General features: G+C 72.5%; 11 protein-coding genes. 4 read left to right on the forward strand and 7 right to left on the reverse strand.

Annotation, left to right across the window (positions count from 1 at the left end; genetic code table 11):
* Window positions 1-10 precede the first annotated feature (10 nt).
* Entirely contained in the window at window positions 11-1,660 is a 1,650-nt protein-coding gene (locus tag ACFOY6_RS08205) for a putative bifunctional diguanylate cyclase/phosphodiesterase (protein ID WP_379650075.1), read from the reverse strand.
* 370 nt (window positions 1,661-2,030) lie between these two features.
* Between ACFOY6_RS08205 and ACFOY6_RS08210 the strand changes: the two genes are divergently transcribed.
* On the forward strand, window positions 2,031-2,765 hold the full coding sequence (locus ACFOY6_RS08210; protein ID WP_379631072.1) for a hypothetical protein: 735 nt from the start codon (window positions 2,031-2,033) through the stop codon (window positions 2,763-2,765).
* A 173-nt stretch (window positions 2,766-2,938) separates the two neighbouring features.
* On the opposite strand, the gene ACFOY6_RS08215 is transcribed toward ACFOY6_RS08210, so the two are convergent.
* The 4 genes from ACFOY6_RS08215 to ACFOY6_RS08230 all read right to left on the reverse strand — a co-directional run bounded on the left by ACFOY6_RS08215 (window position 2,939) and on the right by ACFOY6_RS08230 (window position 8,064).
* Window positions 2,939-3,925, reverse strand: a complete 987-nt coding sequence (locus tag ACFOY6_RS08215; RefSeq protein ID WP_109516447.1) for a Bug family tripartite tricarboxylate transporter substrate binding protein — start codon at window positions 3,923-3,925, stop codon at window positions 2,939-2,941.
* Window positions 3,926-4,111: 186 nt separating this feature from the next.
* Entirely contained in the window at window positions 4,112-5,131 is a 1,020-nt protein-coding gene (locus ACFOY6_RS08220) for a Bug family tripartite tricarboxylate transporter substrate binding protein (RefSeq protein WP_109516448.1), read from the reverse strand.
* 117 nt (window positions 5,132-5,248) lie between these two features.
* A complete protein-coding gene (locus tag ACFOY6_RS08225) occupies window positions 5,249-6,850 on the reverse strand; it encodes an ABC transporter substrate-binding protein (RefSeq protein WP_379650078.1) in 1,602 nt (533 codons plus the stop codon).
* The gene (locus ACFOY6_RS08230; protein ID WP_379650080.1) at window positions 6,847-8,064 is read right to left on the reverse strand and encodes an amidohydrolase; all 1,218 of its coding nucleotides are present in this window, start codon (window positions 8,062-8,064) and stop codon (window positions 6,847-6,849) included. The genes ACFOY6_RS08225 and ACFOY6_RS08230 overlap by 4 nt, the downstream gene beginning before the upstream one ends.
* Window positions 8,065-8,202: 138 nt before the next feature.
* Here ACFOY6_RS08230 and ACFOY6_RS08235 point away from each other — a divergent pair, with 138 nt between their 5' ends.
* Window positions 8,203-8,739: a GNAT family N-acetyltransferase gene (locus ACFOY6_RS08235; protein ID WP_379650082.1), complete on the forward strand. Its 537-nt coding sequence runs from the start codon at window positions 8,203-8,205 to the stop codon at window positions 8,737-8,739.
* 29 nt (window positions 8,740-8,768) lie between these two features.
* Here ACFOY6_RS08235 and ACFOY6_RS08240 read toward each other — a convergent pair whose 3' ends face one another.
* A complete protein-coding gene (locus ACFOY6_RS08240; RefSeq protein ID WP_379650084.1) occupies window positions 8,769-9,650 on the reverse strand; it encodes a tellurite resistance TerB family protein in 882 nt (293 codons plus the stop codon).
* A gap of 65 nt (window positions 9,651-9,715) precedes the next feature.
* Window positions 9,716-10,519, reverse strand: coding sequence for a DUF2189 domain-containing protein (locus ACFOY6_RS08245; RefSeq protein ID WP_109516452.1), 804 nt, complete (start codon window positions 10,517-10,519; stop codon window positions 9,716-9,718).
* A gap of 234 nt (window positions 10,520-10,753) precedes the next feature.
* Here ACFOY6_RS08245 and ccoN point away from each other — a divergent pair, with 234 nt between their 5' ends.
* Window positions 10,754-12,244 (forward strand): cytochrome-c oxidase, cbb3-type subunit I, encoded by a 1,491-nt coding sequence (gene ccoN / locus ACFOY6_RS08250; protein WP_109516453.1) that lies wholly within the window; start codon window positions 10,754-10,756, stop codon window positions 12,242-12,244.
* A gap of 13 nt (window positions 12,245-12,257) precedes the next feature.
* Complete coding sequence (gene ccoO / locus ACFOY6_RS08255; protein WP_379631058.1) at window positions 12,258-12,989, forward strand: cytochrome-c oxidase, cbb3-type subunit II; 732 nt, start codon at window positions 12,258-12,260, stop codon at window positions 12,987-12,989.
* The last annotated feature ends 13 nt before the right edge of the window (window positions 12,990-13,002 follow it).

The raw sequence follows: 13,002 nt of genomic DNA on the forward strand, positions 1-13,002 counted from the left end.
ACCCGCCAGCTTAGCCCGCCAGCCGGGCGGGGCCTTCCGGCAGCGGCCCGATCGCGGCCAGCCGGGCGGCCTCGGCCTCGGCCACGGGGCGGCCGAACAGCCAGCCCTGGCCGATGTCGCAGCCCATCTCGGCCAGCCGCGTGGCGGTGCCGGCATCCTCGATGCCCTCGGCCACGGCGGGCAGGCCCAGGCTGTGGCTGAGGCCGATGACGGCGGCGACGATCTTGCTGCTCTCGCTGCTCTGCGTCATGTCGCGGATGAAGTCGCGGTCCACCTTGATCTTGTCGAAGGGCAGGGCGCGCAGGTGGCGCAGGCTGGAATAGCCGGTGCCGAAATCATCGAGCGAGAGCTTGATGCCCAGCGCCTTCAGCGCGCCCAGCAGCTCCCGCGCCAGGTCGAAATTCTCCACCAGCGCGCTCTCGGTCAGCTCGATCTCCAGCCGGGCGGGGGGCAGGCCGCTTTCGGCCAGCGCTTCGGCCACCATGGCGGGCAGGGTGCGGTCGCGCAGCTGCAGGGGGGAGACGTTCACCGCCAGCACCAGCGGCGCCGGCCAGGCGGCGGCGGCGCGGCAGGCGCGGCGCAGCAACTGCCGGGTCAGCGGGCCGATCAGCCCCGTCTCCTCGGCCAGCGGGATGAAGCGGTCCGGCGGCACCAGGCCATGGACCGGGTGCGGCCAGCGCGCCAGCATCTCGAACCCGATCAGCCGCCCCGACCCGCCGGGCGCGGCGCCGAGCGCCACGAGCGGCTGGAAGTGCGGCACCAGCGCCTCCGCCGCGATGGCGCGGCGCAGCTCCGCCTCCAGCGCCAGCCGCGCCCGCATCCGCTGGTCCATCTCCGCCTCGAAGATGCGGATGCCGCCGCGTCCCTCGGCCTTGGCGCGGTACATGGCGAGGTCGGCGCGGCGCAGCGCCTCCTCGGGCGGGCAGGGGCCGCCGTGGAGGATGGCGATGCCCAGGCTGGCGCCCACCTGCACCTGCCGGTCTGCCTCCCCGCCGCCCTGCTCCTCCAGGACGAAGGGCTGCTCCAGCGCGGTGGCGACGCGGCGTGCCAGCCGGGCGGCGGTGTCGGCGGCGCCCGCGGCGTCCGGCCCCCCCGCCTCCAGCGTGGCGAGGATGACGAACTCGTCGCCCCCCAGCCGCGCCACCATGTCCTCCGGCCGCGCCAGCGCCGCCAGCCGCCCGGCCGCCGCCTGCAGCAGGCGGTCGCCGGTGGCGTGGCCGTGCAGGTCGTTGACGGGCTTGAAGCGGTCGAGGTCGATCAGCAGCACGGCCACGGCCTCCGCAGCCCCGTGCGACTCGAGCCGCAGGGCCAGCGCCTCCATCAGCCGGCGCCGGTTGGGCAGGCCGGTCAGCGGGTCCACCACGGCGAGGTGGCGGGACAGCGCTTCCGCCCGGCGCCGCCGGGCGGCCTCCCGCCGCGCATCCTGCAGGCGGCGCAGGGCGTAGGCGGTGCAGGCGAAGGGCAGCACGAGCAGGGCGGTGAGCCATTCGTCGATCTCCCACGCCTCATGCGCCGCGACGAAGGCGACCAGCGCCTCGAAGGCGTCGAGGCGGAGGCAGAGCGCGGTGGTGACGAGGTAGGCCAGCAGGACAACGGCAAGATCCCGCGTCTCCCGCCGCAGCCGCCGCCAGCGGGCGCGCAGCGCGCGGCGGGCCTCCACTCTCCCGGCTTGCCTTCTCCCGGCTTCCGCCCCGCCGGCTTCCGCTACTCCAGCCTCCGCTTCCCCGGCCTCCGCTTCCCCGGCCTCCGCTTCCCCGGTCTTCGCTTCCCTGGTCTTCGCTTCCCTGGTCTTCGCTTCCCTGGGGCGCTCCGGCCCGGCCGCGGCCGCCGCCTTCCAGGGCGGGCGGGGGCGGGCCGGGCTTGAGGCGGTCCGTGGGTTTTCGGGCGGGGCGGGATACATCGTCCCAGGCTAGGGCGCCGAAGCTAATGCTTCGTGACGAAGGCGCCGCCGCGCGAGGCGCGACGCCATAAGGGTTTGTTCACCATCGCCGCGCCACAAGGCCGGATGCACCGTCGCGCCGGAGTTCACGATGGATGACCAGACCAGCATCGCGCCCGTCAGCCCCAGCCCCGCGGAGGCCGCCGACGGGCTGGGCGCCGCCCTGCGCGCCGCCCTACAGGAGGAGATGGGGCCGCTCTTCAAGGAGCTGCGCGTCTTCGTCGACCGGCGCATCGCCGAGCTGAGCGCCGAGGTCGCCGCCACCTCCGACATGGCCGACATGGCGGAGGAGAAGATCTCGCAGAAGCTGGGGCTGGTGCACGAGCAGATCGCCAAGCTCGTCGCCATTCCCGCCGCCAGCACCCGTAACAGCGGGCTGGAGCTGGAGGCGGTGGTGCAGGCCACCGAGACGGCGGCCAACACCATCATGGAGGCCACCGAGGCCATCCAGAGCTGGATCAGCAGCGGCCAGAAGGACCAGGCCTCGATCGAGGCGCTGTCCGCCCGGGTGAACTCGATCTTCGAGGCGTGCAGCTTCCAGGACATCACCGGCCAGCGCATCCGCCGCGCCATCCAGCATCTGCAGCAGGTGGAGACCATGCTGGAGCAGATCGTGCCCGGCGTCAGCGCCGCGACCGACGCGATGGTGCCGCAGGTGAAGGTGCAGGCGCAGATGCGCACCACCAGCGATGCCGCCCAGGCCACGCCCGACCTGTCGCAGGACGCGATCGATGCGCTGCTGAACGGCGCCGGCGCCGCGCCGGCCGCCGCGCCGGCCGCCGCGCCGATGTCGCAGGCGGAGATCGACGCGCTGTTGAACGGCTGAGGCGGAAGGGGGCAGGCGCCGGGGGTGGCCCCGTGGGGCGGACCCACTGGGCGGCCCCACTTTGGGTCGGCGGGCTGCGGTTCAGCCCGCCCCATATTCAGCCGGCCCCCTATCAGCCGGCCCCATATTCAGCCGGCGCCGATTTCAGCCGGCGCCGTTGCGGCGGGCCCGGCTCAGTCCAGCCGCGCGCCGGAGACGCGGACCACTTCCTTCCACTTGGCGTTCTCCTGCTGGATGAAGGCGCTGAACGCCTCCGGCCCGAGCGGCCGCGGCTCGCTGCCGATGTCGCGCAGCCGGGTCAGCACCGCCGGCTCCTTCAGGATCTCCGCCACATGGCCGGAGATGCGCTCCAGGATCGGGCGCGGCGTGCGGGCCGGCGCCTGCAGGCCGAACCAGGCCTCGGCCTCGAAGCCCTCCACGCCAAGCTCGGCCACCGTCGGCACGTCCGGCAGGGCGAACCAGCGCGCCTTGCTCGTCACCGCGAGCGCCCGCAGCCGGCCCTCGTTGATGTGCGGCAGGTAGGGGGGCAGGTTGTCGATCGCCATGTCGATGCGCCCGGCCAGCAGGTCCGGGATCACCGTGGCGCTGCCGCGGTAGGGCACGTGGATGATGTCGGTGCCGGTGCGGCTCTTGAGCAGCTCGCCGCACATGTGGCCGGAGGTGCCGTTGCCCGGCGTGCCGTAGGTCAGGGTGCCCTTCTGCGCCTTCGCCTTCTCCAGCAGGTCCTTGAACGTCTTGAGCGGGCTGTCGGCCGGCACGGTGACGACGTTGGCCAGCGAGTTCACCAGCGCCAGCTCGGTCAGCGCCGAGACCTGGTAGGGCATGTTGGAGTAGAGGAACTGGTTGATGCTGGCGGTGCCGATGGTGCACATCAGCAGGGTGTGGCCGTCCGGGTCGGCCTTGGCCACCATGTCGGAGCCCAGCATGCCGCCGGCGCCCGGGCGGTTGTCCACCACCACCGGCTGGCCCAGCATGGCCGAGAGGCGCTCCGCCACCACGCGCGCCGTCACATCCGTGGCGCCGCCGCCGGGGAAGGGCACCACCAGCCGGACCGCGCGGTTGGGGAAGGTGGTCTGGGCACGCAGCAGGCCGGGCCTGGCGAGCAGGGGAGCGGCGAGCAGGCCGGAACCGGCCAGGACGAGGCGGCGAGACAGCGTCATTGCGCATCCTTCGAGAACGTTTGCAGGCCCAGCTAGACCAGCGGGGGCGGCGTTGCAACCCGCAGGGGGGCCGCCGGTTGCCGGAACCGGGGCCGGCCGGAGCCTCCCCGGCCCGCCCCGGTTCATGCCAGATCCCGCGCAGAGGAGCCCGCGCCCGGATGGCGCCGCGCTCCGCGGGGTTCGGGATCAGTCCACCTTGGCGCCGGAGCGGCGCACCACCTCGGCCCATTTCTTCACCTCGGTGGCGACGAAGGCCTCGTAGGCCTCGGGGCTGGTGCCGCCGCCGGGGATCAGGTCGGGCTTCATGCCGCCGAGATCGGCGAGCTTGGCCCAGGTCTCCGGCTCGCCCACCACCGCGTTGATCTCGGCGCCGAGCTTCTGGACGATGGGCTTCGGCGTGCGCGCCGGCGCCTGCACGCCGAACCAGCCGGTGGCCTCCACGCCGGGGTAGCCGGCCTCGGCGGTGGTCGGCACGTCGGGCAGGGCGGCGCTGCGGGTGGCGGTGGTGACGGCGAGCGCGCGCAGCCGCCCGTCGCGGATATGGCCGATGGCGGAGGGCAAATTGTCCACACCCACCTCGATGCGGCCGGCCATGATCTCGGCCAGCATGGGGCCCGCGCCGCGGAAGGGCACATGCGTCATCTGGATGCCGGCCTCCAGCTTCAGCAGCTCGCCCGTCATGTGCAGCGAGGTGCCGGCGCCGGAGGAGCCGTGGTTGAGCTGGCCGGGCTTCGACTTCGCCAGCGCCACCAGCTCGGCCAGCGTCTTCACCGGCAGGTTGTTGGTGACGAAGATGACGTTGGGCACGCGGATCAGCAGCCCGACATTGGCGAGGTCGGACGGCTTGTAGGGGATCTGCCCCTCGTACAGCGCGTAGTTGATGGCGCCGGAGGAGACGGTCTGCATCAGGATGGTGTAGCCGTCCGGATCCGCCTTGGCGACGACGTCGGAGCCGATGTTGCCGCCGGCGCCGGCGCGGTTCTCCACCGGGAAGGGCTGGCCGAGGCGCTGCTGCAGCCGCGCCGCCAGGATGCGCGCCGCGATGTCCGTGGTGCCGGCGGGGACGAAGGGCACGATCAGCCGCACCGGTCGGTTCGGCCAGTTCCCGGCATCCTGCGCGGCGGCGTGGCGGGGCAGGGCGGCGAGCGGCAGGCTGGCGGCGCCCAGGGCGGTGCCCAGCAGGGCGCGGCGGTGCATGTGCGGCATGATCGTCTCCTCGCGGTGGCCGGCATCCGGTGCGCCGGCCTTGTCCGCCCTCGTTCATGTCGCATTCCGATCGGCCGGGGCAAGCCCTTGCGGCGCAGCCCCGGCCCGTTTGCGCGCTCAGCGCGCGGCGCGCACCTCGGTGGCCAGGGTCTGCTCGTCCACGCGCGGCACGTAGGTGAGGCCGCGGCGCAGGCCCCACACGCTCTTCTGCGTGTGCAGCGGGATCAGCGCCACGTCCTCCATGGCCAGCGTCATCGCCTGGCGGTGCAGCCGCTCGCGCGCGCCCTCGTCGAGCGTGGCGAGGCCCTCGGCCGTCAGCCGGTCCATCTCCGGGTTGCTGTAGCGGCCGTAGTTGGACAGGCCGAGCCCGCTCTCCGGCGTGCGGGTGCCGAGGATGGCGCGCAGCGAGGTGGAGGGCTCGCCCAGGCTGTTGCTCCAGCCGAGCAGGTAGGCCGAGGCCTCGGAGCGGTTCAGCCGGCCGATCAGCGTGGCCAGGGGCTGCGCGTCCACCTGCGTCTTCACGCCGATGCGCGTCCACATCTGCGCCACCACCTGCAGGATTTGCGCGTCGTTCACGTAGCGGTCGTTCGGGCCGCGCAGGGTGACGCTGAAGCCCTTCGGGTAGCCGGCCTCGGCCAGCAGGGTGCGGGCGCGGTTCACGTCATAGGCCGGCACGGGGATGGCGGGCTCGTGGCCGAAGGCGCCCGGCGGCATGAACTGCCCGGCCGGCACGGCGGCCCCCTCCATCACCCGCTGCACGATGGCGGGGCGGTTGATGGCGATGGAGAGCGCCTCGCGCACGCGCCTGTCCTGCAGCGGGTTGCGCTCCAGCTTCTCGCCCTCCGGCCCGGTGATGTCGGGCGAGACGGCGCGGAACACGTCGAGGCCGAGGAAGATCAGCCGCAGGCTGGTGCCCTCCACCACCGAGACGCGGTTGTCGGCGCGCAGCTTGGCGATGTCGGGCGTCGGCACGTTGTCGATCATCGCCACGTCGCCCGAGAGCAGGGCGGCGACGCGCGGGCCGGAATTGGTGATGATGCGGTAGTCCACCTTCTCCCACTCGGGCCTGGCGCCCCAGTAGGCGTCGTTGCGCACCATCTCCACCCGGTCGTTCGGCGCGTAGCGGACGAAGCGGAACGGCCCGGTGCCCACCGCCACATCGGCGCTGTTGAAGGCGGCGGAGGCGACGCCCTCGCCCAGGCTGCGCGGGATGATGAAGATCTGCGACAGGTCGTTCGGCAGCAGCGGGTAGGGCTTGGCGGTCTTCAGCCGGACGGTGCGGTCATCCACCACCTCCACGCCGGTGATGGCGCGGGTGTAGACGGCGAAGGAACTCGGGCTCTGCACCGTCGGCACGCGCCGGATGGAGAAGGCCACGTCCTCGGCGGTGAGGGGCGCGCCGTTGTGGAACTTCACCCCCGGCCGCAGCGTGAACTCCCAGGTGGTGTCGTCCACCAGCTTCCAGGATTCCGCCAGGCTGGGGCGGATGCGGGCGTTCTCGTCGCGCTGCGTCAGCGCCTCGAACATGTGCGCCGAGAGCATGATGCTCGGCGTCAGCGTGTAGTAGTGCGGGTCGATGCTGGCCGGCGGCGCGGAGACGCCCATGCTCAGCGTCTGCGCGCCGGCCGGGGCGAGGGCGGCGGCGCCGAGCAGCGCGGTGGCGCCCATCAGGACGGCCTTGGGCAGGGTGGCGCGGATGGCGTGGAAAAGGCGGTTCATGCGCGGTTCTCCTCGGCGCCGCCGAGCTCCTGCTGCACCAGGCTCGCCCAGTAGGCGGCGCCAAGCGCCAGGATGTCGTCGTTAAAGTCGTATTGCGGCGTGTGGACGTTGTGGAAACTGCCATCGGCGTTGACGCCGTTGCCGATGCGCATGAACACGCCCGGCTTCTCCTGCAGCATGAAGGCGAAGTCCTCGCCCCCCGTGCTCATCGGGAACTCGCCGACCTGCGCCTCGCCCACCAGCGCCGCGGCGGCGGCATTGGCCACCGGCACCTTCTCCGGCGTGTTGACGGTGGGCGGGCAGAGCGCCTCGTAGGTGAACTCGGCGGTGCAGCCATGGGCGGCGGCGAGCGTCTCGGCCAGCGCCTGGAGGCGGGCCTTGATGACGGCCTGCGCCTCGGGGCGGAAGTAGCGCGCCGTGCCGCGCACCGTCACCTTGGCCGGCATCACGTTGGGCGAGCCGAAGGTGCCGCCATTGACGTGGCCGACGGAGAGCGCGGCGCTCTCGGTGGGCTTGAGGTTGCGCGGCAGGATGGTGTGCACGGCGAGCAGGAAGTGGCCGAGCACCACTGTCACGTCGGTGGCCAGGTGCGGCGCGGCGCCGCCATGCCCGCCCGTGCCCTGGAAGGTGACGCCCCAGAAATCGGCCCCCGCCAGGATCGGGCCCGGGCGCGTCGCGAACTGGCCGACCGGCATGCCCGGCGTGTTGTGCATGCCATAGACGGCATCGACCGGGAAGCGCTCGAACAGCCCGTCGCGGATCATCGCGGGGGCGCCGGTGCCGGCCTCCTCGGCGGGCTGAAAGATGAAGTGCACGGTGCCGGCGAAGTCCGGCTTGCCGGCGAGATACTTCGCCGCACCGAGCAGCATGGTGGTGTGGCCGTCATGGCCGCAGGCATGCATCTTGCCGGGAACGGTGGAGGCATGGGCGAAGCTGTTCTCCTCCTGGATGAACAGCGCGTCCATGTCGGCGCGCAGGCCGATGGCGCGGGGCTGGTTGCTGCCGGCCGCGCGGCTGCCGCGCAGCGTGCCGACAACGCCCGTGCCGCCGATCCCCTCGGTGACCTCGATGCCCCATTCGCGCAGCTTGGCGGCCACCAGGGCGGCGGTGCGGTGCTCCTCGAAGCGGGTCTCCGGGTGGCGGTGGATGTCGCGGCGGATCTCGGTCAGTTCCGGCTCGTAGGCCTTGATGTCGTTCAGGACGTCCTGCCGCATCGGTTCGCTCCCTCCCTGGGGTCTGTGCGCGTGGGCTGCGTGTGGGGGCAGGCAAACTGCGGCCCGGCCCGGCGGCGGTCAACCACCGGCAGGCGGGGGGCGGGCATTCTGTGGACGATTGTCCAGCATGATGGAAGAATGGTTTCCCTCCCCAACCGGATGCGCCCGACCATGCCCGAGATCCGCCCCGAGATACGCGACGCCACCGAGGCCGACCTGCCCGCCATCCTGGCCATCCTGAACCAGGCCATCCGCGAGACCACCGCCATCTGGCACACCGCCGAGGCGACGCCGGAGGCGCGGCTGGCCTGGCTGCGGGAGCGGCAGGGGCGTGGCCTGCCGGTGCTGGTGGCGGTCGATGGCGGGGTGGTGCGCGGCTTCGCCAGCTATGGCGATTTCCGCCCCTTCGCCGGCTACGCGGCCACGGTGGAGCACTCGGTCTATGTAGACCCGGCGGCGCAGGGGAAGGGGATCGGCCGCGCGCTGCTGGAGGCGCTGGTGGCGCACGCCCAAGGAGCGGGGCTGCATGTGATGGTGGGCGCCATCGAGGCCGGCAACGCCGCCTCCGTCGCCCTGCACCGCAAGGCGGGGTTCGAGGAGGCGGGGGTGCTGCGCGAGGTCGGCCGCAAGTTCGACCGCTGGCTCGACCTGCTGTTCATGACACGGCGGCTGTAGGCCCGCCGCGCGGTCTTTCAGCCCGCCGATCAGCCCGCTGGGCGGATGGCGGCCTCGGCCTGCCGGCCGAGATGCTCGGCCAGCCCCTCGGGCAGCTTCAGCCGGTGCGCCAGCGCCGCCAGGTAGGCGCGCTCGGCCGGCTCGTCCGGGTCCATGGCGAGGCAGGAGACGAGGTAGATCTCCGCCGCCTGCTCCGGCGTGCGCGCCGCGGCGGCCACCTCGCTGACGCCGATGGGGGCGTCGAGCGTGTCGAACACGAAGGCCTTGGCCTCGGCGTCCAGCCCGGCCTTCTCCACCTGCTCGAAGATGCGCGCGCGCTCCCCGGCATCGATATGGCCATCGGCGCGGGCGGCGCCGATCATGGCGCGGATCAGCGACAGCTCGAAGGCCTCGCCCCCCGCCGCCGGCGCCGCGCCGGGCAGGAAGCGCGGCTCCACCGCCTCGACGTCGCGCGCCGTCACGGTGGGGGCGGCCTGCGGCGCCTGCCCGGCCTGCCAGTTCTGCCAGGCGCGGTGCGCCAGGGCGCCGAGCACCGCGGCGCCGCCATGGCTCAGCAGCCCGCCGCCGCCGCCGCGCTTGCCGGATTTCTTGCCGAGCATGGTGCCGAGCAGCCCGCCGGCTGCGGTGATGCCCGCCAGCCCGCCCAGGCTGCCACCCAGCCCGCTGCCACCCAGCCCGCTGCCGCCCGATGCCCCGCCGCGGCCGAGGATCTGCTGCGCGGCCTGCGCCAGCCCGCCGGCCAGCCCGCCGCCGCCGGAGGCATTGCCGGCGGGGGGCGGCGCGCCCCAGGGCGAGGTACCTGAGGGCGAGGCACCCGAGGGGGAGCCGGGAGGGCGCTGGCCCTGCTGGCCGGACAGGCCGGCACCCAGGAAGCGGTCGAGGAGAGCCTTGGCGTCGATCATGCCCTGCATGTCGGGATGCGCCGGGGCGCGCGCAAGATGACGCGCCGTTCATGTGCCGCCGGGAGGGCGCGCCCTCAGTCAGCCGGGCCCGGCGGCAGGTCGGGGTAGATGTCGCGGTAGGCGTGCCAGGTGGCGTGGCCGATCAGCGGCAGGGCGACGACGAGGCCGAGGAAGAAGGGCACCAGCGCCAGCCCGATGAACAGCACGATCAGCCCGGCCCACAGCGCCATGGCGCGCCAGTTCTCCATCACCCCCCGCCAGGAGGCGATGACGGCCTCGATGGCGGAGATGTCGCGCGCCACCAGCATCGGCACGGAGAGGGCGGAGATGCCGAAGGCCAGCGCCGCCAGCAGGAAGCCCATCCCCGTGCCGGCGATGAGGAAGGGCAGCAGCCGCTCGGAGCCGAGCAGCGCCAGCGGCAGCCGCTCCAGCGAGGGGGAGAAGCCGGTGCCGAAGCAGAGGGCGAAGAGCAGCCCCGCCAGCCGCACCCAGAACAGGTGCAGCAGCAGCAGCACGCCGCCCATCATCGCCAGCTGCCCGCCATTGCGGCGGAAGCCGTCCAGCGCCTGCGGCCAGCCGCTGCCGAGCCCCACGGCGCGGCGGCGGGAGACCTCGTAGAGCCCGGCGGCCAGCAGCGGCGCCACCAGGAAGAAGCCGGCGGTGGCGGGCAGGATGGCCCAAAGCGTGTGCGTCCGCTGCGCCAGCAGGGCCAGCGCCCAGCCGGCCAGGGTGAGCGCCGCGCCGTAGGAGAGGCCGAGCAGCGGCGCCGCCCAGAGGTCGTTCCAGCCCGCGGCCAGCCAAGCCCAGGGGCGGTCGTGCGGCACGGCGCGCGGCGCCGGGATGGCCTGCGGCGTGGCGATGGCGTGCGTCTGCGGCATCGGCGGGGTCCCTGTGCTGCGAATGGTGTGCTGCGAATGGTGTGCTGCGGGTGGGGTGCTGGGGGCGGTGTTGCGGCGGCACCATAGCGGCGGATGCGGCGCGCGGGGTTGATGCGGATCAAGGACGCGCGAGCGGCGGGGGCGCTACCTGCCGCCTGATCCCGCGCGGGCCCCGGAGGCCGGCGCGGCCGCACCGGGGGCGGCCTCCCCCGCAGACGACCGGAGATTTCAGCCATGCCCGAAGGAGGCCACGCCGCGCGCCTCGCCGCAGTGAGCGGCAGCTGGCGGCAGGAGAGCTATGTGGACGGCCCGATCCGGGCCATGGCGGTGGCCACGCTGTTCTGGGGCATCGTGGGCTTCCTGGTCGGCGTGGTGGTGGCCTCGCAGCTGGCCTTCCCGCTGCTGAACCTCGACCTCGAATGGACCACCTTCGGCCGGCTGCGGCCGGTGCACACCAGCGCCGTCATCTTCGCCTTCGGCGGCAACGCGCTGCTCTGCACCAGCCTCTACGTGGTGCAGCGCACCTGCCGCGCCCGGCTGTTCGGCGGCGAGGAGATGGGCTGGTTCCTGTTCTGGGGCTACCAGTTCTTCATCGTCATGGCGGCGCTCGGCTACGTGCTGGGCGTGACCCAGGGCAAGGAATACGCCGAGCCCGAATGGTATGTGGACCTGTGGCTGACGGTGGTGTGGGTGTCCTACCTGGTCGCCTTCGGCGGCACCATCCTCCGGCGCGAGGAGCCGCACATCTACGTGGCCAACTGGTTCTTCCTCGCCTTCATCATCACCGTGGCGATGCTGCACATCGGCAACAACATCGCGCTGCCGCTCAGCCTCGGCCACGTGAAGTCCTACGGCGCCGCCTCGGGCGTGCAGGACGCGATGATCCAGTGGTGGTACGGCCACAACGCGGTGGGCTTCTTCCTCACCGCCGGCTTCCTCGGCATCATGTACTACTTCATCCCGAAGCAGGCGGACCGGCCGGTCTATTCCTACCGGCTGTCGATCATCCACTTCTGGTCGCTGATCTTCCTCTACATCTGGGCGGGCCCGCACCACCTGCACTACACCGCGCTGCCGGACTGGGCGCAGACCCTCGGCATGGTGTTCTCCGTCATGCTGTGGATGCCCTCCTGGGGCGGCATGATCAACGGGCTGATGACCCTCTCCGGCGCCTGGGACAAGCTGCGCACCGATCCGGGCCTGCGCTTCTCCGTCGCCGCCGTCGGCTTCTACGCCATGGCCACCTTCGAGGGGCCGGTGATGTCGATCAAGGCGGTGAACGCGCTGTCGCACTACACCGACTGGACGATCGGCCACGTGCATTCCGGCGCGCTGGGCTGGAACGGCTTCATCACCTTCGGCGCGCTGTACTGGCTGGTGCCGCGCCTGTGGGGCAAGACCGAGCTGTATTCCAAGAAGCTGGCCGAGTGGCACTTCTGGATCGCGACCCTCGGCATCGTCCTCTACATCACCGCCATGTGGGTGTCGGGCATCATGCAGGGGCTGATGTGGCGCTCCTACGACGAGCTGGGCTTCCTCCAGTACTCCTTCGTCGAGACCGTCGCGGCGATGCACCCCTACTACGTCATCCGCATGCTGGGCGGCGTGCTCTACCTCAGCGGCGCGCTGCTGATGGCCTACAACCTGTGGCGCACCGTGCGCGACGTGCCGCAGACCCAGCCGCTCGTCACCCCCGTCTTCCCCGCCGCCTCCCCCGCCGAATAAGGAACTGGCAGCAATGTTCCGTCGTCTCAGCCACGCGCTGGTCGAGAAGAACCTGATCCTGATGGGGGTGCTCACCCTCATCACGGTCTCGATCGGCGGCCTGGTGCAGATCGTCCCGCTCTTCGCGGTGGAGACCACCATCGAGCGCGTGGAGGGCATCCGCCCCTACACGCCGCTCGAGCTGATGGGCCGCGACATCTATGTGCGCGAGGGCTGCTACACCTGCCACAGCCAGATGGTGCGCCCCTTCCGCGACGAGCTGGAGCGCTATGGCCACTACAGCCTCGCCGCCGAGAGCCTCTACGACCATCCGTTCCAGTGGGGCAGCAAGCGCACGGGGCCGGACCTCGCCCGTGTCGGCGGCCGCTACTCGGATGACTGGCACGCGGCGCACCTGCGCAGCCCGCGCGCCGTCGTGCCGGAGAGCGTGATGCCGCCCTACGCCTTCCTCGACCGCCGGCTCGACTACCGCGACATCGCCGACAACCTGCGCGGCCAGCGCGCCGTCGGCGTGCCCTACACCGACGCGATGATCGCCAACGCGAAGGCCGACCTCGAGGCGCAGGCGAAGCCCGACCAGGACCCGGCCGGCTTCCAGGGCCGCTACGCCCGCGCGCGCCAGGGCGCCTTCGACGGCAATGGCCGCGACATCACCGAGATGGACGCGGTGGTGGCCTATCTGCAGATGCTCGGCACGCTGGTGACGTTCAGCGACGTCACGCCCGAGCGCGTGCGGCAGCAGTGAGCGGGGAGGGGGC

Source organism: Teichococcus aestuarii (assembly GCF_042651065.1).
GTDB lineage: Bacteria > Pseudomonadota > Alphaproteobacteria > Acetobacterales > Acetobacteraceae > Pseudoroseomonas > Pseudoroseomonas aestuarii.

Bases quoted from the DNA above. Each gene is read 5' to 3' on its own strand.
- ACFOY6_RS08220 (WP_109516448.1), bottom strand. From the start codon at position 5,131: ATGCCGCACATGCACCGCCGCGCCCTGCTGGGCACCGCCCTGGGCGCC.
- ACFOY6_RS08215 (WP_109516447.1), bottom strand. From the start codon at position 3,925: ATGACGCTGTCTCGCCGCCTCGTCCTGGCCGGTTCCGGCCTGCTCGCC.
- ACFOY6_RS08240 (WP_379650084.1), bottom strand. From the start codon at position 9,650: ATGCAGGGCATGATCGACGCCAAGGCTCTCCTCGACCGCTTCCTGGGT.
- ccoN (WP_109516453.1), top strand. From the start codon at position 10,754: ATGCCCGAAGGAGGCCACGCCGCGCGCCTCGCCGCAGTGAGCGGCAGC.
- ACFOY6_RS08225 (WP_379650078.1), bottom strand. From the start codon at position 6,850: ATGAACCGCCTTTTCCACGCCATCCGCGCCACCCTGCCCAAGGCCGTC.
- ACFOY6_RS08235 (WP_379650082.1), top strand. From the start codon at position 8,203: ATGGTTTCCCTCCCCAACCGGATGCGCCCGACCATGCCCGAGATCCGC.
- ACFOY6_RS08230 (WP_379650080.1), bottom strand. From the start codon at position 8,064: ATGCGGCAGGACGTCCTGAACGACATCAAGGCCTACGAGCCGGAACTG.
- ccoO (WP_379631058.1), top strand. From the start codon at position 12,258: ATGTTCCGTCGTCTCAGCCACGCGCTGGTCGAGAAGAACCTGATCCTG.
- ACFOY6_RS08245 (WP_109516452.1), bottom strand. From the start codon at position 10,519: ATGCCGCAGACGCACGCCATCGCCACGCCGCAGGCCATCCCGGCGCCG.
- ACFOY6_RS08210 (WP_379631072.1), top strand. From the start codon at position 2,031: ATGGATGACCAGACCAGCATCGCGCCCGTCAGCCCCAGCCCCGCGGAG.